26 protein-coding genes, 1 tRNA gene, 1 pseudogene and 1 riboswitch are annotated in these 23,064 nt (G+C 71.9%); of the genes and pseudogenes, 14 read left to right on the top strand and 14 right to left on the bottom strand.

Going from position 1 to position 23,064, the window contains the following annotated elements; all coding sequences use genetic code 11:
• Positions 1-70: 70 nt before the first annotated feature.
• Complete coding sequence (locus FHY02_RS05200; protein WP_183920787.1) at positions 71-1,345, top strand: hypothetical protein; 1,275 nt, start codon at positions 71-73, stop codon at positions 1,343-1,345.
• Between the two features lie 196 nt (positions 1,346-1,541).
• Here the strand turns inward: FHY02_RS05200 and FHY02_RS05195 are convergent, their stop codons facing one another.
• On the bottom strand, positions 1,542-2,003 hold the full coding sequence (locus FHY02_RS05195; RefSeq protein WP_183920786.1) for an Lrp/AsnC family transcriptional regulator: 462 nt from the start codon (positions 2,001-2,003) through the stop codon (positions 1,542-1,544).
• A 171-nt stretch (positions 2,004-2,174) separates the two neighbouring features.
• Between FHY02_RS05195 and FHY02_RS05190 the strand changes: the two genes are divergently transcribed.
• The 7 genes from FHY02_RS05190 to cyoD all read left to right on the top strand — a co-directional run bounded on the left by FHY02_RS05190 (position 2,175) and on the right by cyoD (position 8,117).
• The gene (locus FHY02_RS05190; RefSeq protein ID WP_183920785.1) at positions 2,175-3,860 is read left to right on the top strand and encodes a HAMP domain-containing histidine kinase; all 1,686 of its coding nucleotides are present in this window, start codon (positions 2,175-2,177) and stop codon (positions 3,858-3,860) included.
• Positions 3,861-3,913: 53 nt separating this feature from the next.
• Positions 3,914-3,989 (top strand) — tRNA-Ile (locus FHY02_RS05185).
• Between the two features lie 67 nt (positions 3,990-4,056).
• Positions 4,057-4,272: a DUF5818 domain-containing protein gene (locus FHY02_RS05180; protein ID WP_260158751.1), complete on the top strand. Its 216-nt coding sequence runs from the start codon at positions 4,057-4,059 to the stop codon at positions 4,270-4,272.
• On the top strand, positions 4,269-5,150 hold the full coding sequence (gene cyoA, locus FHY02_RS05175) for a ubiquinol oxidase subunit II (protein ID WP_183920784.1): 882 nt from the start codon (positions 4,269-4,271) through the stop codon (positions 5,148-5,150). The genes FHY02_RS05180 and cyoA overlap by 4 nt, the downstream gene beginning before the upstream one ends.
• A gap of 53 nt (positions 5,151-5,203) precedes the next feature.
• Positions 5,204-7,102, top strand: a complete 1,899-nt coding sequence (locus FHY02_RS05170; protein WP_409322344.1) for a cbb3-type cytochrome c oxidase subunit I — start codon at positions 5,204-5,206, stop codon at positions 7,100-7,102.
• Complete coding sequence (locus tag FHY02_RS05165) at positions 7,099-7,746, top strand: cytochrome (ubi)quinol oxidase subunit III (RefSeq protein WP_183920783.1); 648 nt, start codon at positions 7,099-7,101, stop codon at positions 7,744-7,746. The genes FHY02_RS05170 and FHY02_RS05165 overlap by 4 nt, the downstream gene beginning before the upstream one ends.
• The gene (gene cyoD / locus FHY02_RS05160; RefSeq protein WP_183920782.1) at positions 7,743-8,117 is read left to right on the top strand and encodes a cytochrome o ubiquinol oxidase subunit IV; all 375 of its coding nucleotides are present in this window, start codon (positions 7,743-7,745) and stop codon (positions 8,115-8,117) included. Before FHY02_RS05165 ends, cyoD begins: the two co-directional genes overlap by 4 nt.
• 157 nt (positions 8,118-8,274) lie before the next feature.
• Here cyoD and FHY02_RS05155 read toward each other — a convergent pair whose 3' ends face one another.
• From FHY02_RS05155 to FHY02_RS05145, 3 genes are read right to left on the bottom strand one after another with little or no spacing between them, the layout of a single operon-like run.
• The gene (locus FHY02_RS05155) at positions 8,275-8,736 is read right to left on the bottom strand and encodes a cytidine deaminase (RefSeq protein WP_183920781.1); all 462 of its coding nucleotides are present in this window, start codon (positions 8,734-8,736) and stop codon (positions 8,275-8,277) included.
• Entirely contained in the window at positions 8,733-9,386 is a 654-nt protein-coding gene (locus FHY02_RS05150) for a glycoside hydrolase family 25 protein (RefSeq protein WP_183920780.1), read from the bottom strand. Before FHY02_RS05150 ends, FHY02_RS05155 begins: the two co-directional genes overlap by 4 nt.
• A 32-nt stretch (positions 9,387-9,418) precedes the next feature.
• A complete protein-coding gene (locus FHY02_RS05145) occupies positions 9,419-9,901 on the bottom strand; it encodes a UPF0262 family protein (RefSeq protein ID WP_183920779.1) in 483 nt (160 codons plus the stop codon).
• Between the two features lie 106 nt (positions 9,902-10,007).
• On the opposite strand from FHY02_RS05145, the gene FHY02_RS05140 reads away from it, so the two are divergent.
• A complete protein-coding gene (locus FHY02_RS05140; RefSeq protein ID WP_183920778.1) occupies positions 10,008-11,495 on the top strand; it encodes a replicative DNA helicase in 1,488 nt (495 codons plus the stop codon).
• Between the two features lie 198 nt (positions 11,496-11,693).
• Here the strand turns inward: FHY02_RS05140 and cobU are convergent, their stop codons facing one another.
• Positions 11,694-12,209: a bifunctional adenosylcobinamide kinase/adenosylcobinamide-phosphate guanylyltransferase gene (cobU, locus tag FHY02_RS05135; protein WP_183920777.1), complete on the bottom strand. Its 516-nt coding sequence runs from the start codon at positions 12,207-12,209 to the stop codon at positions 11,694-11,696.
• Positions 12,210-12,262: 53 nt separating this feature from the next.
• Between cobU and FHY02_RS05130 the strand changes: the two genes are divergently transcribed.
• The 4 genes and pseudogenes from FHY02_RS05130 to FHY02_RS05120 all read left to right on the top strand — a co-directional run bounded on the left by FHY02_RS05130 (position 12,263) and on the right by FHY02_RS05120 (position 16,015).
• The gene (locus tag FHY02_RS05130; protein ID WP_183920776.1) at positions 12,263-13,285 is read left to right on the top strand and encodes a threonine-phosphate decarboxylase; all 1,023 of its coding nucleotides are present in this window, start codon (positions 12,263-12,265) and stop codon (positions 13,283-13,285) included.
• A pseudogene (locus FHY02_RS22860) lies at positions 13,278-13,412 on the top strand (cobalamin biosynthesis protein CobD); the annotation flags it as partial. The gene FHY02_RS05130 and the pseudogene FHY02_RS22860, both read left to right, overlap by 8 nt.
• Before the next feature lie 168 nt (positions 13,413-13,580).
• On the top strand, positions 13,581-14,564 hold the full coding sequence (locus tag FHY02_RS05125; RefSeq protein WP_183920775.1) for a CobD/CbiB family cobalamin biosynthesis protein: 984 nt from the start codon (positions 13,581-13,583) through the stop codon (positions 14,562-14,564).
• Positions 14,552-16,015 carry a cobyric acid synthase gene (locus tag FHY02_RS05120; protein WP_183920774.1) on the top strand — a complete coding sequence of 488 codons (1,464 nt, stop codon included), beginning with the start codon at positions 14,552-14,554 and terminating at the stop codon, positions 16,013-16,015. The genes FHY02_RS05125 and FHY02_RS05120 overlap by 13 nt, the downstream gene beginning before the upstream one ends.
• A gap of 25 nt (positions 16,016-16,040) precedes the next feature.
• Here the strand turns inward: FHY02_RS05120 and FHY02_RS05115 are convergent, their stop codons facing one another.
• From FHY02_RS05115 to FHY02_RS05085, 7 genes are read right to left on the bottom strand one after another with little or no spacing between them, the layout of a single operon-like run.
• On the bottom strand, positions 16,041-16,748 hold the full coding sequence (locus tag FHY02_RS05115; protein ID WP_183921445.1) for an adenosylcobinamide-GDP ribazoletransferase: 708 nt from the start codon (positions 16,746-16,748) through the stop codon (positions 16,041-16,043).
• Positions 16,748-17,314 carry a histidine phosphatase family protein gene (locus FHY02_RS05110; protein ID WP_311721329.1) on the bottom strand — a complete coding sequence of 189 codons (567 nt, stop codon included), beginning with the start codon at positions 17,312-17,314 and terminating at the stop codon, positions 16,748-16,750. The genes FHY02_RS05115 and FHY02_RS05110 overlap by 1 nt, the downstream gene beginning before the upstream one ends.
• Positions 17,311-18,324 (bottom strand): nicotinate-nucleotide--dimethylbenzimidazole phosphoribosyltransferase, encoded by a 1,014-nt coding sequence (gene cobT, locus FHY02_RS05105; protein WP_183920773.1) that lies wholly within the window; start codon positions 18,322-18,324, stop codon positions 17,311-17,313. Before cobT ends, FHY02_RS05110 begins: the two co-directional genes overlap by 4 nt.
• On the bottom strand, positions 18,321-18,734 hold the full coding sequence (locus tag FHY02_RS05100) for a DUF1636 domain-containing protein (RefSeq protein ID WP_183920772.1): 414 nt from the start codon (positions 18,732-18,734) through the stop codon (positions 18,321-18,323). The genes cobT and FHY02_RS05100 overlap by 4 nt, the downstream gene beginning before the upstream one ends.
• Positions 18,734-19,336 (bottom strand): cob(I)yrinic acid a,c-diamide adenosyltransferase, encoded by a 603-nt coding sequence (gene cobO / locus FHY02_RS05095; protein WP_183920771.1) that lies wholly within the window; start codon positions 19,334-19,336, stop codon positions 18,734-18,736. Before cobO ends, FHY02_RS05100 begins: the two co-directional genes overlap by 1 nt.
• Positions 19,333-20,043: a CbtA family protein gene (locus tag FHY02_RS05090; protein ID WP_260158753.1), complete on the bottom strand. Its 711-nt coding sequence runs from the start codon at positions 20,041-20,043 to the stop codon at positions 19,333-19,335. Before FHY02_RS05090 ends, cobO begins: the two co-directional genes overlap by 4 nt.
• A gap of 15 nt (positions 20,044-20,058) precedes the next feature.
• A complete protein-coding gene (locus FHY02_RS05085) occupies positions 20,059-20,286 on the bottom strand; it encodes a CbtB-domain containing protein (protein ID WP_183920770.1) in 228 nt (75 codons plus the stop codon).
• A 58-nt stretch (positions 20,287-20,344) separates the two neighbouring features.
• Positions 20,345-20,416: riboswitch (cobalamin riboswitch) on the bottom strand.
• A gap of 67 nt (positions 20,417-20,483) precedes the next feature.
• Here FHY02_RS05085 and FHY02_RS05080 point away from each other — a divergent pair.
• Positions 20,484-21,059, top strand: a complete 576-nt coding sequence (locus tag FHY02_RS05080; protein ID WP_183920769.1) for a histidine phosphatase family protein — start codon at positions 20,484-20,486, stop codon at positions 21,057-21,059.
• On the opposite strand, the gene cobF is transcribed toward FHY02_RS05080, so the two are convergent.
• Positions 21,001-21,777, bottom strand: a complete 777-nt coding sequence (cobF, locus tag FHY02_RS05075; RefSeq protein ID WP_183920768.1) for a precorrin-6A synthase (deacetylating) — start codon at positions 21,775-21,777, stop codon at positions 21,001-21,003. The genes FHY02_RS05080 and cobF overlap by 59 nt on opposite strands.
• Positions 21,774-23,063: a cobyrinate a,c-diamide synthase gene (locus FHY02_RS05070; protein ID WP_183920767.1), complete on the bottom strand. Its 1,290-nt coding sequence runs from the start codon at positions 23,061-23,063 to the stop codon at positions 21,774-21,776. Before FHY02_RS05070 ends, cobF begins: the two co-directional genes overlap by 4 nt.
• Between the last annotated feature and the right edge of the window lies 1 nt (position 23,064).

Below are 23,064 nucleotides of genomic sequence, written 5' to 3'. Positions count from 1 at the left end.
CACCCGAGCGTTTGGCCTGAGATTTTTTCGGCGCGCGTTCTGGCGCGATTTCTTTCGGAGAGACCTGTCGATGAAGATGCTTTCGAACGCCGTCATGGCCGCGCTGCTCGCCGGGGGTGCCACGGTCGCGCTCGCGCAGCCCGCGCTCGCGCAGAAGAAAGATGAGAAGAAGGACCAGGGCTCGCAGCTGAAGCTCAGCAACGAGGTCCGCGGCCCCGCGGCGCAGGCGCAAACCGCGCTCGCCGCCAAGGACGTCAACACCGCCACGCCGCTCGTGGCGCAGGTCGAGGCCGCCGCCAAGACCGACGATGAGAAGTATATCGCGGCGGCGCTACGGCTGAACCTCGAGGCGATCAAGATGGACAGCGGCGGCGGCTCGGCCGGGCTGACCGCGCCGCTCGACGCGCTGATCGCCAGCCCGCGCACCCCGCAGGCCGACAAGGCGCGCTACGCCTATCAGCGCGGCGTGATCGCCGCCAACGCCAAGGACCCGGCCGGCGCCTCGCGCTTCTTCGAGCAGGCGCAGCAGCTCGGCTACAACGACCCGAACCTGCCGCTCCAGCTGGTCAAGCTGAAGATGGACTCGGGCGACGTCGCGGGCGGCTCGGCCGCGCTCGCCAAGATGGTCGACCAGCAGGTCGCCGCCGGCACCAAGCCGAGCGAGGACATCTACAAATACGCCATCGCCAAGAACAACCAGGCGAAGAACAACGCCGAGACGGTGGCGTGGATGCGCCGCTACCTGGCGGCCTATCCGACCAAGAAGAACTGGCGCGACATGCTGACCTTCTGGGGCATTCAGACCCAGGCGGTGGCGACGCTCGACAAGAACCAGAAGGTCGACCTGTTCCGCCTGCTGCGCACCGGCAAGGCGCTGGCCGACCAGTATGATTACGAGATCTACGCGCAGTGGACCTTCGACCAAGGCCTGCCGTGGGAGTCGAAGGCGGTGCTGACCGAGGGCAAGGCCGCGGGCAAGATCCCGGCCGACAGCGCCAACGCCAACAGCCTGCTCGCGGCGTCGAACAAATCGATCTCGAACGAAGGCTCCATGGCCGCGGTCGAGGCGCGCGCGCAGAAGGCGGCGGACGGCAAGCTCGCCGCCAGCACCGCCGACGCTTATCTGGGCACGGGTGAGTGGGCCAAGTCGGTCGCGCTGTACCGCACCGCGCTGCAGAAGGGCGGGGTGGACGCCAACACGGTCAACACGCGTCTCGGCATCGCGCTCGCCAACTCGGGCGACACCGCGGGCGCCAAGACCGCCTTCCAGGCGGTGCAGGGCAGCCCGCGCGCCGACATCGCCGCCTGGTGGATCGAGTTCCTCGATCACCCGCCGCAGGCATGAGGTGACGGCCGCGCCTCGGATGGGCGCGGCCGATCCTCCCCGTCTGCGGGGAGGGGGACCGCCGGCCGCAGGCCGGTGATGGAGGGGGCTCTCCGAGAGCGCGTCACGCCTGATGGGGACGCCATACAGGAAAGCGCCCGCGGAGAGCTCCCTCCGTCAGCGCTTCGCGCTGTCACCTCCCCGTACCGGGGAGGATCTAGGCGATCGGTACACCGACCTGCGACTTGGAGCTGCGGATCGTCAGCGACGACTTCACGCTCGCCACGTTGGGGGCCGACGTGAGCTTGGTCGTCAGGATGCGCTGGAAGCTCTCCAGATCGGCGGCGACGATCTTGAGGATGAAATCGATCTCGCCGTTGAGCATGTGGCACTCCCGTACCTCCGGGATCGCCGCGACATGGTTCTCGAAGGCGGCGAGATCCTGCTCGGCCTGGCTGCGCAGGCTCACCATCGCGAAGACGGTGATAGGGAAGCCGAGCTGCGATGGGTCGCACTCGGCGTGATAGCCGCGGATCACGCCGGCCTGCTCCAGCGCGCGAACGCGCCGGAGGCACGGCGGTGCAGTGAGCCCTACGCGCTCGGCGAGATCGACGTTGGTCATGCGCCCGTCCTCCTGCAGCAGCGCGAGGATTAGCCGGTCGATACGGTCCAGGGTCATGACGCCTCTTAGCTGCTGATCACGCAGTTTCGCGATAGCTTCGGAACGCCCCGCTACAATAAAATTGCGTGGCAGCGCAATTGTGCCAAGCTGCGACATGGCAGCTTTTTGCGCCGCAATGAGCGTTAGCGGCCGTTTCGGGCGCGCCCTATGTACGGAGCAGGCGAGCCGATGGCGCGCCGATCATCAGCAGCAGAGGGCTACCCACCGGTGCGGTTCGACGACAGTCTGAAGACCGTTCTCGCCGCCGACGTCTCGACGGCGTTCGGCGCGCGCGCGGCGTTCCGCCAGCTGGTCGACCTCATCGGGCGCGGTCGCGCCGCTGCCGAGCCCGCGCTGGTGGCCAGGTTGCGCGACCTGCGCGCGACCGTTCCGATCGAGGTGCGCGCTGCCGCGGCACGCGGGCTGGCGCTGGCCGACCCGCCGGCCGCGCTGGTTGCCTTCTTCGCCGAGGACACGCCCGAGATCGCCGCGACCATGCTCCGCGCCGCCCGGCTCGCGCCCGAGGAATGGGATCTCCTCCTGCCACAGCTCGGTCCGCACGGCCGCAGCGTCCTGCGTCGGCGCAGCGATCTCGCGCCGTCGGTGAGCCGTGCGCTCGAGGCGTTCGGGTCGACCGACTATGCGCTGCCCGAGCCCGCGGTGGCGCCCGCGACCGAAGCAATGGCGCCCGCGGCGGGCAGTCCGGGGGAGCGCTTCGAGGTGGCCGACCTGGTCCATCGCATCGAGGCGTATCAGCGCCAGCGCGGCGCCGCGCTCGGGTTGGGCGAGGAGCCGCCCGCGCCGGTCCGCTCGTTCCGCTTCGAGACGGACGCCGCCGGAATGATCCGCTGGGTCGACACCGGGCCGCGCGGCGCGTTGATCGGCCTCTCGCTCAGCCACGACACCACACCGGCGGCATCGCACCATAGCGTCGACGGTGTCGCCGCTGGAGCGTTCCGCAAGCGCGCCACCTTCGCCGACGCGCGGCTGCGCGTACCCGGCGAGTCGGCGGTTGGCGGCGACTGGCGCATCTCCGGCGTGCCGATGTTCGATCTCGCCAGCGGCAGCTTCGTCGGCTTCCGCGGCCGCGCGCGCCGGCCGCGCGCCGAGGAGAGTGCCGCCGCGGCCCGATCGGTCGTCGAAGGCGTCGGCGCCGAGGGATTGCGCCGGCTCGTGCATGAGCTGCGGACGCCGACCAACGCGATCGCCGGCTTCTCCGAGCTGATCGAGCAGGAACTGCTCGGTCCGGTGCTACCGCGCTACCGCGACCGCGCGGCGGCGATCCGGCGCCATGTCGCCGGCCTGATCGGCGCGATCGACGACCTCGACCTCGCCGCGCGACTCGAGGGCAACGCACTCGACCTGCGCGACGACGTGGTCGCGCTCGCGCCGCTGCTGGCACGCGTCGCACAGGACCTGACGCCGCTCGCCGCTTTGCGTGGCGGTGCGCTGGCGCTGCCCGAACCCGGCGCGGCGCGCTGGGCCGCCGACGCGCACGCCGCCGAGCGGCTGGTACAGCGGCTGCTCGCCACGCTGCTGGCCGCGGCGGCACGCGGCGAGCTGCTCGGCATCGCGGTCGAGGCCGCCGGCGAGTCGGTGACGCTGGCGATCGCGCTGCCCGCGGCGCTGGCCGGGCGCGATGAGGCGGCGCTGCTCGCGCTCGACGATGAGGCGGTGAGCGACGACGTCGGGGCGCCGCTGCTCGGTACCGGCTTCGCGCTGCGGCTGGCGCGCAACCTCGCGATCGAGCTGGGCGGGCGGCTCGATTTCCTGCCAGAGCGGCTGCGGCTGGCGCTGCCGAGCGCGGTGCCGACGGCCGCGCCCGGAGACGATGACGGCGACGCGCCGCGCGACCACGCCCAGGGCGGGAACTGAGCCGGCTTGCCAGCCGCCCCGGCGTGCCGCTACGTGGCGCCACCGACGCGGGCGGGCCTGTAGCTCAACGGTTAGAGCTGGCCGCTCATAACGGCTAGGTTGCGGGTTCGAGTCCTGCCGGGCCCACCACCGCTCGCGTCGGAGCCGCTGATCTGGCGCCGCTTCGCGGCGCTTGCGTCGGCTTCGGCGAGGGCGCATGGGCGCGGCCATGGCGATGCCGGGCACCCCCGTCGACGAGACCGGCACGTTGGTGCGCGAGGGCGGCGCCTTCATCCTCCAGCGCGATCGCGGCGGCACCTTCGTGCTCGAGCTTCAGCGCGTTCCGGTCGACCATATCGCCAAGCGCGTGCGCATCCGCGGCGTGCTGATCGATGCGGCGCGCGTCAGCGTCGACGGGGTGGCGGCGGCGTGAGCGCTCCGCGGCGCTGGTTCGCGGCGGCGCCGCTCGCGCTCGCCGGATGCAGCGCCGGCGTGCTCGATCCGCAGGGACCCGTAGCGCGCGCCGAGAAGCAGATCCTGTTCGACTCGCTCGGGGCGATGCTGCTCATCGTGGTGCCGGTGATGCTGGCGACGGTCGCGTTCGCCTGGTGGTTCCGCGCCGGCAACCGCCGCGCGCGCTATCGACCCGACTGGGATTATTCGGGCAAGCTCGAGCTGCTGATCTGGTCGGTGCCGGCGATGATCGTGCTGTTCCTCGGCGGTACCGGCTGGGTCGGGGCGCATCTGCTCGACCCCCGCCGGCCGATCCCGGCAAAGGTCGCGCCGCTCGAGGTGCAGGTGGTCGCGCTCGATTGGAAGTGGCTGTTCCTCTACCCCGAGCAGCGCGTCGCCACGGTCAACCGCCTCGTCGTGCCGGCGGGCACGCCGATCCATTTCCGGCTCACCTCGGCGACGGTGATGAACAGCTTCTTCGTGCCGCAGCTCGGCAGCCAGATCTACGCCATGGCGGGGATGGAGGCGCAGCTCCGCCTCGCCGCCGACCGGCCCGGGCGTTATCCCGGCATCGCCGCGCATTACAGCGGCAAGGGCTTCTCCGACATGACCTTCACCGTCGACGCGCTGCCAGCGGCGCAGTTCACCGCCTGGGTGGCGCAGGCTCGCGCGGCGCCGCCGCTCGATGAGGCGCGCTACCGCCAGCTCGCGCGGCGTGGAACCGTGGCTCAGCCGCTGATGTTCGGCACCGCGCCGCCGCGGCTGTTCGACGCGGTCGTGGTACAACGCGCGCCCGCGGCGGAGCGCCCGCGCGACGCCAGCAACCAGGGCGAAGCCGACGCCGAGGCCGGTAAGTGACGCTGCTCGGACGGCTGAGCTGGGACTCGATCCCGCTGCACGAACCGATCGTGATGGTCACCGCCGGCGTGCTGTTCGTGGTGTTGCTCGGCACCGGCGCGACGATCCTGCTCAAGGGCTGGCTGCCCTATCTCTGGCGCGAGTGGATCACCTCGGTCGACCACAAGCGCATCGGCGTGATGTATTGCCTGCTCGCGCTCGTGATGCTGATCCGCGGCTTCGCCGACGCGCTGATGATGCGCTCGCATCAGGCCATGGCGGTAGGTGCCGGCAAGGGCTTCCTGCCGCCGGATCACTATGACCAGATCTTCAGCGCGCACGGTACGATCATGATCTTCTTCGTGGCGATGCCGTTCATGATCGGGCTGATGAACTTCGCGGTGCCGCTCCAGCTCGGCGTGCGCGACGTCGCCTTCCCGACGCTCAACTCGGTGAGCTTCTGGCTCACCGCCACGGGCGTGCTGCTGATCAACACCAGCCTCGTCGTCGGCGAGTTTGCGCGGACCGGCTGGCTGGTCTATCCGCCGCTCAGCGAGCGCGCCTTCTCGCCCGGGGTCGGCGTCGATTATTACCTCTGGGCGTTGCAGATCTCGGGCGCGGGGACGCTGCTCGGCGGGATCAACCTGGTCACGACGATCCTGAAGATGCGCGCACCGGGCATGCGCTACACCCGCATGCCGATCTTCTGCTGGACCGCGCTCGCGAGCAACCTGCTGATCGTGGCGGCCTTCCCGATCCTGACCGCGACGCTGATCATGCTGACGCTGGACCGCTATCTCGGCTTTCACTTCTTCACCAACGAGGCGGGCGGCAACCAGATGCTGTTCGTCAATCTGATCTGGGCCTGGGGTCATCCCGAGGTCTATATCCTGGTGCTGCCGGCGTTCGGGATCTTCAGCGAGATCATCGCCACCTTCAGCGGCAAGCCCTTGTTCGGCTATCGCTCGATGGTGCTCGCCACGCTGGCGATCTGCGTCCTCTCCTTCATGGTATGGCTGCACCATTTCTTCACCATGGGGGCGGGGGCGGACGTCAACGGCGTGTTCGGCGTGATGACGATGATCATCGCCGTGCCCACGGGCGTGAAGGTCTTCAACTGGCTGTTCACGATGTACGGCGGACGGCTGCGCTTCGAGGTGCCGATGCTGTGGGCGGTGGCGTTCATCCCCACCTTCGTCGTCGGCGGCATGACCGGCGTGCTGCTGGCGGTGCCGCCGGCCGATTTCGTGCTCCACAATTCGGTCTTCCTGGTGGCGCATTTCCATAACGTGATCATCGGCGGCGTGCTGTTCGCCGCTTTCGCTGGCTACACCTATTGGTTTCCCAAGGCGTTCGGCTTCCGCCTGCATGACGGCTGGGGCAAGGCCGCGGTGGTGCTGTGGGTGAGCGGCTTCTACCTCGCCTTCATGCCGCTGTACGCGCTCGGGCTGATGGGCATGACGCGGCGGCTCCAGCATTACGACAATCCGGCGTGGCAGCCCTGGCTGATTGCCGCCTGGCTCGGCGCGCTGCTGATCTTGGGCGGGATCGCGAGCCTGGCGGTGCAGCTCTACGTCTCAGTGCGCGAGCGCCGCTCGCTCGCCGACGAGAGCGGCGATCCGTGGGACGGACGCACGCTTGAATGGGCGACGCGCTCGCCGCCGCCGCCGTGGAACTTCGCGCGATTGCCGCAGGTCGGGGGGCGTGACGCGCTCGCGCTGATGAAGCGCGGCGAGGCGGAGGAGACGCCCGACCCGCTCGAGCCGATCGAGATGCCGCGCAACAGCGCCTACGGCTTCGTGGGCGCCTTCTTCACCTATCTCACCGGCTTCGCGCTGGTGTGGCATATCTGGTGGCTGGTGGTGCTGGGCCTGCTCGCCGGCTTCGCGACGACCTTGTGGATCGTGTGGCACCAGCGCGGCGAGCAGGAGATCGGCGTCGACGAGCTCCGTGCGCTGGAGCCGGCGGCATGAGCGGCGAGATCGCCGACCCGCGGCACGAGGGCAGTGAGGGCGCGAGGAGTGACCCGCCCGGCCACGGCGAGGGCGGCCCCGCACCCAAGCAGGTGACGGTGGCGTTCGGATTCTGGATATTCCTCCTCAGCGACATCATCATGTTCTCGGGGTTGTTCGCGGCCTATGCGGTGCTCGCGCCCAACACCGCCGGCGGCCCGGAAGGGAGCGAGCTGTTCGAGCTGCGGCTGGTCTTCGTCGAGACCCTGTGCCTGCTCTTCTCCAGCTTCACCTGCGGCGTGATGTCGATCATGGCGGTGCGCCAGCGCGCCGGCGCGACCTACCTGTGGGGCGCGCTCACGGCCTTGCTCGGGCTCAGCTTTCTCGCGATCGAGCTGTACGAGCTGACCCAACTGGTCCTCGAGGGCGCCGCGCCGACCCGCAGCGCCTTCCTGTCGGCGCTGTTCACGCTCGTCGGTGCGCACGGGCTGCACGTCGCCGCCGGGCTGGTGTGGCTGACGGTGATGATAGGGCAGGTGGCGACCCTGGGCTTCACCGACGCGGTGGAGCGTCGGCTGCTGTGCTTCGGCCTCTACTGGCACGCGCTCGACATCATCTGGGTCGCGCTGTTCACCGTGGTCTATCTGTACGGAGTGATGGGATGAGCGAGCAGAAGGGTGATCGCCAGCTCGATCACGCCCCCGGCGGCCACAAGGAGGGCGCAGCGCGGCTCTCTACCTATCTCGCCGGGCTCGGACTGGCGCTGCTGCTGACGGTGGCGTCGTTCGCGCTGGTCGGCTCGGGCGCGGTCTGGGCGCCTGCGATCCCGATCCTGCTCGCGGTGCTGGCGGTGGCGCAGATGGGGGTGCACCTCGTCTTCTTCCTCCACATCACCAGCGGGCCGGAGAACACCAACAACACGCTGGCGCTCGCCTTCGGCGTGATGATCGTGGTGCTGACGGTGGGGGGCACGCTGTGGATCATGGCGCACCTCGACCACAACATGATGCCGATGGCGGCGGTGGCGGTGCCGTGAGATGGGCGCCCATTCGTCACTTACTCCGGTGTCATCCTGAGCTCGTGTCAGGATTCACCGTGCCGCGCACTCAGACGCGGAGGCACCTGAGGGATCGTGAATCCTGAAACAAGTTCAGGATAAGGGCGGTAGTATCGGCACCGGTCGCGCCAAGCCCTCAGCGCACGCCCAAATCGCTCGGCCCGAAGGCGTCGGGCAGCAGCTCGGACAGGCGGTAGCTCGCCACCTCCTCCCCCTCGGCGCCGGCGCAGTGGACCGCGAGGTCGCGCCCGCTCAGCTGCGCCGCCTCGTTGAGCACCTGCCGGCAGCGACCGCACGGCCGCACCGGCGCGTCACCGGTCGCGCGGCCGGACGCGTCCATCGCCCCACCGATGACGCCGACCGCCATCACGCGGCGCAGCCGGCCCGAGGCGGAGACGGTCGCGATCGCCACCGTCTCGGCGCAGAGCGACAGGCCGTAGCTGGCGTTCTCGACATTGGCGCCCGTGACCACGCTGCCGTCGTCGAGCAGCACCGCGGCGCCGACCGCGAAGCGCGAGTACGGCGCGTGCGCGTGCACCGCCGCCGCGCGCGCCGCCGCGATCAGCTGCCGCGCCTGATCCTGATCCCGCTCGCTCATCCCAGCTCCACCACGTCCCAGTTGACCGGCCCGTCGACGCCGTCGACGCGGCGCAGGTCGGTCGCGCGCCACATCCGCCACACCCGCGCGCCATAGCCGGGGCGGAGGAAGTTGCCGACCGCCCAGAGCGGCCGGTCGAACGCCTCGGTCAGCCGATAGTCGCGCTCGACGTCGCGCGCCACCTTGAGCAGCACCGGCTTGCCCGTATGTGTCTCGATCCGCGCGATCATGTCGGCCACGCCCGCCACCAGCGCGGCGCGCTCGGGGCGTTCGGCGCAATCCTCGGCGTAGCGGAAGGAAATCGCCACCGGCAGCGCGGCGGGATCGCGCGGCACCACGGTGTTGAACGAATCGGCCTGCGCGCGCGGCGGCTGGCAGAAGGAGAAGACGTGGATGGCGCCGCGTCGCAGCCCGACGCGCGCCATCTCGTCCCAGTTCGTCTGGAAGGCGCGGTCGCGCGCGGTGGCGCCGCTCGTCGCCACGGCATAGCCGAAGTCGACGCCCTCGCCCTTGAGGAGCGGCCAGACGATGTCGCCGGTCGCCTCGGACACGTCGACGCCCTGCACCGGATAGCGCTCGACCCCCGGGCGCCAGTGCAGCGCGATCTGCCACGCGGCCACACCCGCGAGCGCGATCGCACCCAGAATCAAGAAGATCCTTCCCAAACCCCACATGATAAAACTTATGCCTTGATATGAAGGACGCAGATCAGCGTGAAGAGACGTCGCGCGGTGTCGAAGTCGATCGTCACCTTGCCGTCGAGCCGCTCGCGCAGCAGATCGGCCGCCTCATTGTGGATCGCGCGCCGCGCCATGTCCACCGTCTCGATCTGCTGCGGCGTCGATTGGCGGATTGCCTGATAGTAACTGCCGCAGATGGCGAAATAATCTTTGATCGGTCGGCGGAAGCGCGCGAGCCCGAGCACCAAGGTCTCCAGCGGCGTGTCGTCAGCGCGGCGGATCGCCAGTGCCAGCCGACCCTCCTCGACCGAGAGCCGAACCTTATAGGGGCCGGCATAGCCGTCGGGCTGCACCCGCTGCGGCGCGAAGTGATTGTCCTCGATCAGGTCGAAGATCGCGATCCGGCGCTCCTGCTCGATGTCGGCCGAGCGCCACAAGATGGTGCGTTCGTCCAGCTCGATGTCGATGATCCGCGGATCGGCCATGCGCCCGCTCGATAGAGGCGATGCGGCGCCGTCACAATCGAGTCATCCACAGGTTCCACCGCCCGTGCCGTTCCGCTCGCCGCGTCGGGCGCGTATAGGCCGGCGGATGGCCACCTTAGCATTCGCACCGCCGGCATCGCCCGAGCCCGTCCACCTGCCGCGCAACGTCGAGGCCGAGGCGGCGATGCTGGGCGCGATGATGATCGACAACCGCCTGGCCGACGACATCGTCGACCGGCTCGAGCCGCAACATTTCTACGAACCGGTCCACGGCCGCATCTTCGCCGCGATCAAGTCGCTGCGCGCCACCGACATGCTGGCCACCCCGGTGACGCTGCGCCCGATGTTCGAGGCGGACGAGGGGATCAAGGAGCTCGGCGGCGTCGGCTATCTCGCCGGGCTGACCGGCTCGGGCGCCGGGCTGATCGGCGCGCGTCAGTTCGCGCAGCAGATCTACGATCTCGCGCTGTTGCGCGCGCTGGTCTCGGTCGGCCACACGATGGTCGACCGCGCGATGGACACCAGCGAGGAGGTCAACCCGCGCGCCCAGATCGAGGCCGCGGAGGAGGAGCTGTTTCGCGTCGCCGCTGACGGCGGTACCGAGAATGCGGTGAAGAGCTTCGCCCAGGCGAGCACCGCGGCGGTGAAGATGGCGGAGCGCGCGCTCAACTGGGGCGGCAACCTGTCGGGCGTCACGACCGGGCTCGACTCGGTCAACGCCAAGATCGGCGGCATGCACCATTCCGACCTCATGATCCTCGCCGGCCGCCCCGGCATGGGCAAGACCTCGCTCGCCACCAACATCGCGTTCAACGCGGCGCAGCGCTGGATGCGCGACATGCGCGACGGCATCCCCCCGTCCAAGTCGGTCGGCGCCAAGGTGGCCTTCTTCAGCCTCGAGATGAGCGCGGACCAGCTCGCCACGCGTATCCTCGCGGAGCAGTCGCGGATCAGCTCCGAGGCGCTGCGCATGGGCAAGATCAGCAAGACCGAGTTCGAGCAGCTCGCCGCCGCCGCGGCCGAGCTGGAGAATCTGCCCTTCTTCATCGATGACACCGGCGGCCTCTCAATCGGCGCGCTCCACACCCGCGTGCGCCGGCTTCAGCGCCGTCATAACAACGAGATCGGGCTGGTGGTGGTGGACTATCTCCAGCTGCTCTCGGGCTCGGGCAAGGGCGACGGCAACCGCGTGCAGGAAATTTCCGAGATCAGCCGCGGGCTCAAGACGCTGGCCAAGGACATGAACGTGCCGGTGCTGGCGCTCTCGCAGCTGAGCCGCGCGGTGGAGCAGCGCGAGGACAAGCGCCCGATGCTGTCCGACCTGCGCGAATCGGGCTCGATCGAGCAGGACGCCGACATGGTGTGGTTCGTCTATCGCGAGGATTATTACACCGCGCAGCGCGAGCCCAAGCGGCCGATGGAGGGCGATTCCGCCAACGTCTTCGAGGATCACGCGCGCTGGGCGGCTGACATGGAACGAGTCTATGGCCTCGCCGAGCTGATCGTCGCCAAGCAGCGCCACGGCGCCACCGGAAAGGTGGTGCTCAAGTTCGACCCGACGATCACGCGCTTCTCGGACTACGCCGGTTATTGATCGGCCGGGTGCTCCTTCTAAAGCGGGAGCACAGGGTCATGAAGTTCGAGGCGTGCGGCTCTGCGCTCCTGCGTGCGCAGGAGCACGGGCGCGTGGCGCGGAGGTAGCGCCCGCCTGCCGTCATGCCGAGCTCGGGCGCGGCATGACATAGGGGCGAGCATCGGCGGAGGTGGAGGGAGGAGGCGATCCTTCCCCCGGTTACCTGAGCACCAGCGGCAGCCCGGCGGCGACGAACACCACGCGGTCCGCGCGCGCGGCGACGCGCTGGTTGATCGTCCCCGCCAGGTCGCGGAAGCGTCGCGCCAGCGCGTTGTCGGGGACGATGCCGAGCCCGACCTCGTTCGCCACCAGCACGACTCGCGCCGCGGTGTCGCGCAGCGCCGCGTCGAGCGCCTCCAGTGCCATCGCGGCATCTTCCTCGCCGAGCAGCAGGTTCGAGGCCCAGAGGGTCAGGCAGTCGACCAGCAGCACCGACCCCGGTCGCCCCTCGGCGACGATCGTCTCGGCCAGCGCGAGCGGCGCCTCCACCGTGCGCCAGCGCGAGTCGCGCTCGGCGCGATGCTGCGCCACGCGCGCGCGCATCTCGTCGTCGAGTGCCTGCGCCGTCGCGACGAACACGAGCGCGCCGCCGGTCGCCTCGGCGAGCGCCTGGGCGTGGCGGCTCTTGCCCGAGCGTGCGCCGCCCAGCACCAGTGTCACGCGTGGCTCGGTCATCGTCACTCCCGCCTTGTGTTCGCTCGCGCGGCTGGTGAAAGACGAGGCCGCCGATGCTGCTGACCGATCCTCCTCCCGCACCCGCGGCCGCGCTGACCTATCACGGCGGTCGCGCCGACGCCGCCGCGCGTCTCTACCCCGACGCGCCCGCGCCATGGCTCGATCTCTCCACCGGGATCAACCCCTTCGCCTGGGACGGCGTGGATGTGCCGCTGGCCGCGCTGCGCGCGTTGCCGTCCCCGGCCGAGCTCGACGCGCTCCACCATGCCGCCGCCAACGCGTTCGGCGCGTCGGACACGGCGATCACGGCTTTGCCCGGCAGCGAGATCGGTTTGCGCGCGCTTGCCGGTCTGGCGCTGCCGCGGCCCTGGCACGTCGTCGCGCCGAGCTACCGTACGCATGAAGCGGCGCTTCCCGGCGCGATCACGATCGATGCCACCGCGGTCGAGGCAGTCGTCCCCGGCGGCGGCACGTTGCTGCTCGCCAATCCCAACAATCCCGACGGTCGCTGCTGGCCTGCGGCGCGTCTGCACGAATTGGCGCAGGCGCTCGCCGAGCGGGGCGGGGTGCTGGTGGTCGACGAGGCCTTCGCCGACGCGGTGCCCGGCGCCAGCGTGCTGCCGCTGCTCGCGCGCGACGACCGCGTGCTGGTGTTCCGCTCCTTCGGCAAGTTCTTCGGGCTGGCCGGCGTGCGGCTCGGCTTCGCCGCGGGCGGGGCGGCGCTGGTCGGCGAGCTGGCGACGCGGCTCGGGAGCTGGCCGGTGTCCACCGCGGCGTTGCGCATCGGCATCGCGGCCTATCGCGACATCGCGTGGATCGCTGCGACGCGGGAGCGGCTGGCCGCGGCGGTGGCGGAGCTGGATGGCGTGCTGGCCGTGCACGATCTCGCGCCGATCGGCGCCTGCCCCTTGTTCCGCTTGGTGGAGCGCGATGACGCGCCACTGCTGTTCGAGCGGCTCGCCCGCGCGGGCGTGCTGGTGCGACCGTTCAACGAGGCGCCCGAGCGGCTGCGTATCGGCCTTCCCGGCGACGCCGGGGCGCTCGCCCGACTCGGTGCGGCGCTCGACGATCGCTGAGCCCGTCGCCTTGGTGGCGCTCGCGCTCGACGCGGCGCTGGGCTGGCCGGCATGGCTCTACGCGCGCATGGGGCATCCGGTGGGCGCGATCGCGCGCGTGATCGCGGCGGGAGAGCGGCGTTGGAACGCGGTGGTGGATCCTCCTATCGTCGAGGAAAAGAGGGGGGCACAGCCATCGCCGCTCCCTCCTCCGTCATCCCGGACTTGGTCCGGGATCCACCCGTCCGCGAGTTTATCGCTCGACAAGGATGCGCGGAGCGCCGCCACTCCACCGGCGACGGCAGCAGGCAAGAGCATGTCGTATGCCACCTCGATCGAGGTAACTGCGATTCCGTATGAGCCGCGGACGTTCACCCAACTCGGCCCCGGCCTGCGCCGGTGCAACGCGGGGAGGGAGGGACGCGATCAAGTCACGCCAGTCGTCGACCGCCGAACCGAAGCGAAGTCGTATTACCCCACCGAGGAGCCCGACCATCTCACCTCCGCGCAACGGCGACGGCGTCGCCTGCTCGGCGCGGTCACCCTTGTCGCCGGAGTTGCCCTCGCCGCCGGCACCGCCTGGCTGGCCGAGCGCGGCCTGCGCGCGACGTTCGGCGCGCCGGCATGGCTCGCCGTGGCGCTGCTCGCCTGGCCCGGGCTCGCGCAGCGCAGCCTCGACGATCACGTCCGCCCCGTCGCCGCCGCGCTCGAAAGAGGCGATCTCGCCGCCGCTCGCGCGGCGGTCGGTCGCATCGTCGGGCGCGACACCGCCGCGCTCGACCGCGCCGGCGTGGCGCGCGCCGCGGTGGAGAGCTTGGCCGAGAGCTTCTGCGACGCCGTCGCCGCGCCGCTGTTCTGGCTGCTGCTGCTCGGACCCGCCGGCCTATGGGGCTATAAGGCGATCAACACCGCGGACAGCCTGATCGGCCATCGCGAGCCGCGCTGGCGCGCCTTCGGCTGGGCGGCGGCGCGCACGGACGATCTCGCCAACTGGCTGCCCGCGCGGTGGGGCGGCGCGCTGCTGTGCGTCGCCGGCGCGGGAGGCTGGCGCGTGCTGTGGCGCGATTCGCGCCGCCACGCCTCGCCCAACGCCGGCTGGACCGAGGCGGCGATGGCGGGCGTGCTCGGCGTGCGGCTCGCTGGCCCGGTGGCGTACGACGGCGCCGTCGCGGACAAGCCGTGGATCGGAGACGGTCGTGCCGATCTCGATGCGCGCGACCTTCGGCGCGCGCTGGTCGTCTACCGCCGCGGCTGCCTGCTGCTGTGGTGCCTGGCGGGGGCCGTCGCATGGGCGCGCTGATGCTGCAGGGCACCGGGTCCGACGTCGGCAAGTCGGTGCTCGTCGCGGGACTGTGCCGCGCCTTCGCTAACCGCGGCCTGTCGGTACGTCCGTTCAAGCCGCAGAACATGTCGACCAACGCCGCGGTCACCGTCGACGGCGGCGAGATCGGGCGCGCGCAGGCGACGCAGGCGCTCGCCGCGCGCTTGGCGCCGCACAGCGACATGAACCCGGTGCTGCTCAAGCCGCAGGGCGACCGCACCTCGCAGCTGATCGTGGGCGGGCGCGTCCGCGGGGTGCTGCGCGCGAGCGAGTGGCGGCAGGGCCGCGAGGGACTGCTCGACGACGTGCTGGCGAGCTACCGCCGGCTCGCGCGTGGCTCCGACCTCGTGATGGTGGAGGGCGCCGGCTCGCCCGCGGAGATCAACCTGCGCGCGGGCGACATCGCCAACATGGGTTTCGCGCGCGCCGCCGACGTGCCCGTTGTGCTCGTCGGCGACATCGACCGCGGCGGCGTGATCGCCGCGCTGGTCGGTACCCGCGCGGTGATCGATCCCGCCGACGCCGCGATGGTGCGCGGTTTTCTCGTCAACAAGTTTCGCGGCGATCCCGCCCTGTTCGAGGACGGCTATCGCGCGATCGAGCAGCGCAGCGGCTGGCGCGGCTACGGCGTCGTGCCTTGGCTCGCCGAGGCGCGGCGGCTGCCGAGCGAGGACGCAGTGGTGCTTCAGCGTGCGCCTGCCGCGGCAGGCGGGCGGATCGTGGTGGCGTGCCCGATCACGCCCCACATCGCCAATTTCGACGATCTCGACCCGTTGCGGCTCGAGCCTGAAGTCGAGCTGGTGATGGTGCCGCCCCGTACGCCGATCCCCGCCGAGGCGGCGCTGATCGTGCTGGCCGGCTCGAAGGCGACGATCGCCGACCTGCGCGCGCTCCGGCGCGAGGGCTGGGACATCGACGTGCGCGCGCATGTCCGCCGTGGCCGACCGGTACTCGGGCTGTGCGGCGGCTATCAGATGCTCGGCCGCAGCGTGGCCGACCCCGGCGGCGTCGAGGGACCCGCGGAGACGGTCGAGGGGCTCGCTCTGCTCGACGTCACCACGGTGCTGAGTGGCGACAAGCGGCTGGTCGCGGTCGCGGGTGCGGCGCGCGGCGCTCGCTTCGAGGGCTATGAAATGCACCTTGGTCTCACCGCAGGCGCCGACACCGCGCGCGCGCCGGTGCGGTTCGACGACGGACGTGAGGATGGCGCCGCGTCCGCCAATGGGCTCGTGGCAGGCACCTATGTCCACGGGCTGTTCGCGCTCGCCGAGCAGCGCCGCGCCTGGCTCGCCCCGCTCGGCGTCGCGGGCGGCGGAGTCGACCATCGTGCCGACATCGACGCCGCACTCGACTCGATCGCGGCGACCCTGGAGCGACATATCGACCTGGACGCGCTGCTGGCGCTGGCGAGCGAGGCGGGGGCGGTGTGAGGGGCTCCTGCGCGAGCACCGGCGCTCAGCCCAGCGCGACGACCATCACGAGCAGCCCGGTCTCGATCAGTTCCACGCCTGCGCCGTGCGCGTCGCCGTTGATCCCGCCGAGCCGCCGCTTCAGCCACCAGCCGTAGAGCCCCATCAGCGGCAGAGCGGTGAGCAGCGCCTGCTGGAGTGCGCCCGCGGCGATCAGCAGCGCACCCCAGCCGGCGAGGTCACGGACGCGCACCGCGCCGGCCAGCGTCGCGCCGAGCCCGGGCTTGAGCGGCGGCAGCCAGCGCGCCCAGGCGAGCGGCCCCGCCCGCGCCGCCGCGGCGACCAGCGGCAGCGTCCACCAGCCGCCGGCCGGCAGCGCGTGGAGCAGCACCAATTTGGCGAGCAGCTGGAGCGTGATCGCGACCACGCCGAAGCTTCCCACCTGCGGCTCGGCGAGGACGCGCAGCAGCCGTCCGCGGTCGCCGTGCGCGGCCCCGAGCGCGTCGGCGAGGTCGCTCAGGCCGTCGAGGTGGAGCGCGCCCGTGAGCGCGACCCAGCTGACCAGCGCGGCCAGCGCGCCGAGCCATGGGTCGCGCGTGCCCGCGAGCGCGCCCGCGATCGCGACGATCGCCCCGACGATCAGGCCGGCGAGCGGGTAGCAGCGGATCGACGCGGTCCAGTCGCGCTCGGTCGCTGCCACTCGCGGCAGCGGCAAACGCGTGAGGAAGCCGAGCGCGACGACGAGCGCGCGGATCATCGCAGCGCGGTGATCTGGGTCACCGGCGTCGCGCCCGGCCAGCGTCGCAGCGTCACGGTCGCGGCATAAGGCAGGTCGAACATCCACACCTGGCGCGAGTCGAGCCCGCACGCGACCGCCAGCGCGGCGCGGATCGCGCCGGCATGCGTGAGGACCAGGGTGCCGGGGGGCAGCGAGTCCAGCGCCGCCGAGACGCGCGCGGTGAGCGTCGACCAGCGCTCGCCGCCGGGCGGGGCGGCACCTTCCGGGTCGGCCCAGAAAGCGGCGAGCTGTTCCGGGTCGAGCGCGTCCGGGTGGCAGGCGTCCCACTCGCCGAAGTCGAGTTCGCGCCAGCGTGCGTCCGTGCTGACCGGCACCTTGGCCGTGCGTGCGACCGCGACGGCGCAGTCGTGCGCGCGCGCCAGGTCCGAGCTCATCACGCGCTCGAAGCGGAGCGTGGTGGCCGCGGCGACGCAGCTCGCCAGCCCGGCAGGGGTAACGGGCACGTCGCTGCGACCGTTGAGATGCCCGGCGAAAGCTGTGGCGCCGTGGCGCATCAGGTGGACCGTGAACGGGGCGGTCACCCCGCGCTCACCCCCGCGTCGGCGAAGGTCGCCATGCGCTCGTGCGCGGCGAGCGCGGCACGGACCACCGCCGCCGCGACCGCGGCGCCGCTCGCCTCGCCCAGCCGCAGGTCGAGCGCGAGCAGCGGAGCCAGACCGAGACCGGCGAGCAGCCGCGCGTGCCCCGGCTCGGCCGAGCGATGGCCGGCGAGGCAATGGTCGATGATCGTCGGCGCCGCGGCCGCGAGCGGGGCGAGCGGGGCGGTGGCGATGAAGCCGTCGAGCAGCACCGGCACGCGGGCGTGGCGGGCCGCGATCACCGCGCCGGCCATGGCGGCGATCTCGCGCCCGCCGAGCCGGCGCAGCGCCTCGAACGGCGTGTTGGCGCGGGCGCGGTGACGCGTCAGCGCGCGCGCGACTGCGTCGCGCTTGGCCGTCGCCGCCGCGCCGCTCACCCCGCTGCCGGGGCCGACCCAGTCGGCAGCATCGCCGCCCAGCGCGGCGGCGCAGAGCGCGGCGGCGACGGTGGAGTTGGCGATGCCCATCTCGCCGGGTACGAGCAGGTCGAGCCCGGGCTCGACCGTGGCGGCGCCCGCCATCAGCGCTTCGCCGCACTCGGCCTCGCTCATCGCGTCGGTCTCGGCGATGTCGCCGGTCGGGCGGTCGAGCTCGAGCGCGGTGACGGTCAGCTCCAGCCCGGCGGACCCGGCGAGCGCGTTGATCGCGGCACCTCCTGCGGCGAAGTTCGCCACCATCTGCGCGGTGACCTCGGGTGGGAAAGCGCTCACACCGCGCGCCGCGACGCCGTGGTTGCCCGCGAAGAGCGCGACCCGTCCGCGCTCCAGCTTCGGGATCGCGCGCCCCTGCCAGGCTGCCATGAATAGCGCGATCTCCTCGAGCCGGCCGAGCGAGCCGCGCGGCTTGGTCAGCTCCGCCTGCCGCGCCGCCGCGGCGGCGCGCGCGCTCGCGTCGGGGGCGGGAAGGGTGCGCAGCGCGAGATCGAGCGCGGCGGGCGTGTCGAGCCGGATCATGCGACGACAAATCCCTCTGGCGGGGTGCGAGTGAGAAAATGCCCCTTCACGCCGGCCGGCCACTCCTTGAACGGCACCTGGCCGGTCTCGGTGGCGGCGTAGCGCGCGGCATAGTCGAGGATGGCGCGCGCGGCGTCGTCCCCGGGGGCGAAGCGGCCGAGTACATAGCCCACCTTGCCCGGCGCGCGCAGGTGGACGGTGCAGAAGTCGGCGCACGCGAACAGGCACGGCATTTCCTCGACTGACACCGCGGCATAGGCCGGGTCGCTCGCCTGCAGCGCGTGCAGCGCGGCTGCAAGCCGCGCACCGCCGCGCGCGCCGTCGCCGTCCTCGCGCGCCTCGGCGCTGTGGCGACAGGTGTTGCACGCGACGACCGACGTGCCGGGCGCGGCGGCGCGAAGCGTGACCATCAGAACTCCACTCCCGGTTGCGCCTTCACCCCGCCGCGGAACGGGTGTTTGACCTGGGTCATCTCGGTGACGAGGTCCGCGGCCTCGATCAGCGCGGCGGGCGCGTTGCGCCCGGTGACGACGAGATGCGTCATCGCCGGTCGGGCTGCGGCGACTGCGAGCACGTCGGCGACCGGCAGATAATCGTAGCGCAGGACGATGTTGAGCTCGTCCGCGATCACCATCGCGTACGACGGGTCGGCGACCATCCGCGCCACCTCGTCCCACGCGGCGCGCGCCACCGCCATGTCGCGGGCGCGGTCCTGCGTGTCCCAGGTGAAGCCCTCGCCCATCACACGGAAGGTGACGAGATCGGGGAAGGCGTCGAACACCGCGCGCTCGCCGGTGGTCATCGCGCCCTTGACGAACTGGACGATGCCGACGCGCATGCCGTGGCCGATCGTGCGCACCGCCATGCCGAAGGCGGCGGTGGTCTTGCCCTTGCCCGCGCCGGTGTGGACGATCAGCAGGCCCTTCTCCTGCGTCTTGGTCGCCATCATCGCGCGCCGGCTCGCCTGCACCCGGCGCATCTTCTCGGTGTGGCGCTGCTCGGTGGCGGTCATCGCGCCACCCGCGGCGCGAGCAGCGGCTGCGCGAGCCGGCCGAACAGCTCGGCGGTGATGAGCCAGAAGATCATCTGCCCGGCGATCGCGGCGACGCGATACTGCCACAGCAGCGAGGCGGGAAAGTCCGCGGGCACCTCGTCGACGTGTGGCAGCAGCGCGGCAAGCAGCGCGACGGCGGCGAGATAGACCAGCCCGCCCGCGAGCCAGCGGTCGAGCCGCGTCAGCACCGCGCCGAGCCGCTGCGCCGTCCACGCGCCGGCGAGAGCGGCGAGCAGCGATCCCGCCAGCATCGCGAGGAAGGCACCGGTGCGCAGCCGCACCGTCTCGTGCAGCCCCACCGCGGGCGGTGTCGGCGGGTATTTCAGCGCGGGCGCGAGCACCAGCACGACGCAGGCGAGCGCGGCGAGCAGCAGCGCGAGCGCGCGCGGCGGGATCGCGCCGACGCGGCCGTGGCACGCCGCCACCACGATGGCGAGCAGCCCGCCCAGCGCGGTGCCGTAGAGCATCATCGCGGTGTACAGCCCGAGCGTCTTCTGCGTCGCACGCGACACCAGCTCGACTCCGCCCCCGTGCGCGGCGTGACGTGCCTCGAAGGCGATCGCGGCGTCGACGTGCGGCTCGGCGACGATCAGCGCGAAGGTGGCGGCGACGAACGCGCCGGCGAGCCCGGCAAGCATCCCCCGCCAGAGCAGCAGCCCTGTCATGATGTGACCTTGCGCTTAGTGGCAGGGGAAGCCGAGCAGGTGCCGCCCGTCATGGACGAACTCGTGGACGTACATGCCCTTGAACAGCGCGAAGGCGCCCTGCTCGGTGCTGACGAAGTAGAGCAGGATCAGCGCGACGATCGCGGCGAAGACAGCCCAGGGTGCGATCTCGGCGAGCGGGATCGCGCCAGCGGAAGCAGGTGCGGGGGCGGCGAGCGGGCGCGCGGCGACGCGGCTGGTCATCGGTTCGGCTCCAGTCCGGGGAGGCGCGCCCGGAATAGCGGGTTGATGCGCCGGGCGGGGTCTGACTCTCGACAGCGCAATGGCCATCGATCACAGTGGCGCGACCGCGCCGGAGTCTCACCGGCTTCCCGCCCGGTGCTGAGGCACGCAGCTGTGGCGGCTGCGCGGCACCGCGTCAACCGAGCAGGAGCCCCATCGTGACCGTTCGCCTGCTGCTGCTCTGCGCCGGCGCCACCGAGGCGACGCGCGCCGCACGCTTCGCGGCGCCCGACGACGCGCTCGATGCCGCTGGCCTAGCCAAGGTACAGGCGCTGCGGCTCGGCGCGGCGGCGTCGTGGCGTTGCGTCGTCGCGCCGGAGCGCTCCGCGCGCGAGACGGCCGCGGCACTTGCCCTGTCCGCGGCGGACGAGCCGGCGCTGGCCGACCAGGACGCCGGCACGTGGCGTGGCCGCGCGTTGATGACGCTGCCGGAGGCAGCGCTCGCGGCGTGGATCGCGGCCCCGGAGCGCGGCGCACCCGGCGGTGAGTCGCTCGACGCAGTGCGCGAGCGGGTGGGCGCGTGGCTCGACACGCTCGCCGCGACCGGCGAGGGACGGTGGCTTGCGGTGAGCCATGCCGCGGTGATCCGCGCCGCGCTGGCGCACGCGCTGGCGCTGCCGGTCGCGGCGACGCTGGCGATCGACGTCGCGCCGCTCGCCACCGTGGCGCTGTCGTTCACCGATCGCTGGCGACTGCGCGAGCTGCGTCGCGGCGGAGCAGATAGCAGTCCATGATCCAGCCGTGCCGCGCGCGCAGCAATGTGCGCTCGTCGCGGATCGCTGGCGCCGTCGCGGCGAGCGGACCCGCGAGCAAGGACTGCTGCGGCATGCCCAGATAGGCGCCCCACCAGATCGTCGTGCCCGCCGGATCCAGCCGCTCGAACGCGCAGCCCGAGTCGAGCATCACCGCCACCATCTCGATCCCTACGGGCCATCCCTCCGTGGTAAGCCGGCGTCCGGTGGTGACGAGCAGGGGCGCTCCGAGCCCGGTGAGCGGGACGGCGTGCGCCGCGGCGAGCGCCTGCAGGCTGGTGATGCCGGGCACGACCTCAACGGCCACTGGCATGGCGCCGGCACCGAGCCGCGCGGCGATTCGCAGGCTGCTGTCGTAGAGCGAGGGGTCCCCCCAGACGAGCAGCGCCACGCGACCGCCGTCGGGCAGGTGGCGCGTGATCGCCGCGCACCACGCCGCCGCGATCGCATCGTGCCAGGCCGCGACGCCGTCGAGATAGGGCAGCGCCGGGTCGCGCCCGGGTACGTCGAAGGTCGCGGTCTGCGCCGTCTCGCCGACCACCGCGGCGCAGATCGTCGCGCGCAGGTCGAGCAGCTCGGCGGTCTCGGCGCGCTTGCGCGGCAGCAGGATCAGGTCGGCCGCGCGCATCGCCGCCTCGGCCGCGCGGGTGAGATGGTCGGGGTTGCCGGTGCCGATCCCGATGAGGCTCAGCGCGATCATCCCGCCGCCGCGATCAGGTGGAAGAAGCTGCCGCTGACGTGCCCGCGCGCCGAGCCGGTTTCCGCCACCGCGACTCCGTCGGCGTCGGTGACCGCCGCGAGCGCCGGGTCGGGCTGGGCGACGATCGAAGAATAGTGGAACTCGTGCCCGAACAGCGTCGTGTCGGGCGCGAGGGCGCCGAGCCGCCGCGCCAGCGTCGCGCGACGATAGCCGAGGTGCAGCCGCCGCGTCGCATAGCTCGTCACCAGTCCAAGCAGCCCGGCCATGCGGTGGGGCGTGCCGTCCGCGTCGACCAGCGCCTCGCCGAGCACCATATAGCCGCCGCACTCGCCGTGGACGGGGCGCGTCTCGGCATGCGCGCGCAGCCCCGCGAGGAAACGCTCGTTGGCGGCGATGCGGCCGGCGTGGAGCTCGGGATAGCCGCCGGGCAGCCAGACGAGGTCGGCGTCCGAGTCGGGTGGCTCGTCGGCGAGCGGTGAGAAGGGCAGCAGCGTCGCTCCCGCCGCGCGCCAGCCGCCCAGCAGGTGTGGGTAGGTGAAGGAGAAGGCGGCATCCTGCGCGAGCGCGATCCGCTGCGCCGGCGGGTCGATCCGAGGCGACGCTGCATTGGCGTGCCCACCCGCGGCGAGGACACGCAGAGCTGTCAGGTCAAGATGAGCGCGGACGAAGGCGGAGTGTGCGGCGATCCGCTTCTCCAAATCGGCGTGCTCGTCCGCCTGGACAAGGCCGAGGTGGCGCTCGGGAAGGCGCAACGCCGGTGCGCGGGGCAGCGCGCCGAGCACCGTGATCCCCGCGGCCGCCATGCCCGCGCGCGCGAGCCGCTCGTGCCGTGCGCTCGCCACGTGGTTGAGGATCACGCCGGCGATACGTACCTCGGGGTCGAGCGTCGCGAAGCCGAGCGCGGTCGCGGCGGCGGACTGCGCCTGGCCGCTGACGTCGAGCACCAGCACGACGGGCCAGCCGAACCGCCGGGCGATCTCCGCCCCCGCGCCGGTACCGCTCTGCCCCGGTGACGCCACGCCGTCGAACAACCCCATGGAGGCCTCGGCCAGCGCCAGCTCGGCGTCGGCCGCGCGCGCGGCGAGCGAGTCGAGCAGCGCGCCCGGCATCGCCCAGCCGTCGAGATTGTACGAGTCGCGTCCGCACGCGGCGCGGTGGAAGGCGGGATCGATATAGTCGGGACCGCTTTTGAAAGGCTGGACGGTCACGCCCTCCTCGGCGAGCGCGCGGAGCAGACCGAGCATCACCGTGGTCTTGCCGCTGCCGGAGGCGGGGGCGGCGATCATC

It is taken from the genome of Sphingomonas sp. BK069, assembly GCF_014193405.1.
Classification (GTDB): Bacteria; Pseudomonadota; Alphaproteobacteria; order Sphingomonadales; family Sphingomonadaceae; genus Sphingomonas.
The sequence above is the reverse complement of the archived record's forward strand: the minus strand, read 5'-3'. Positions and strand labels throughout refer to the sequence as shown.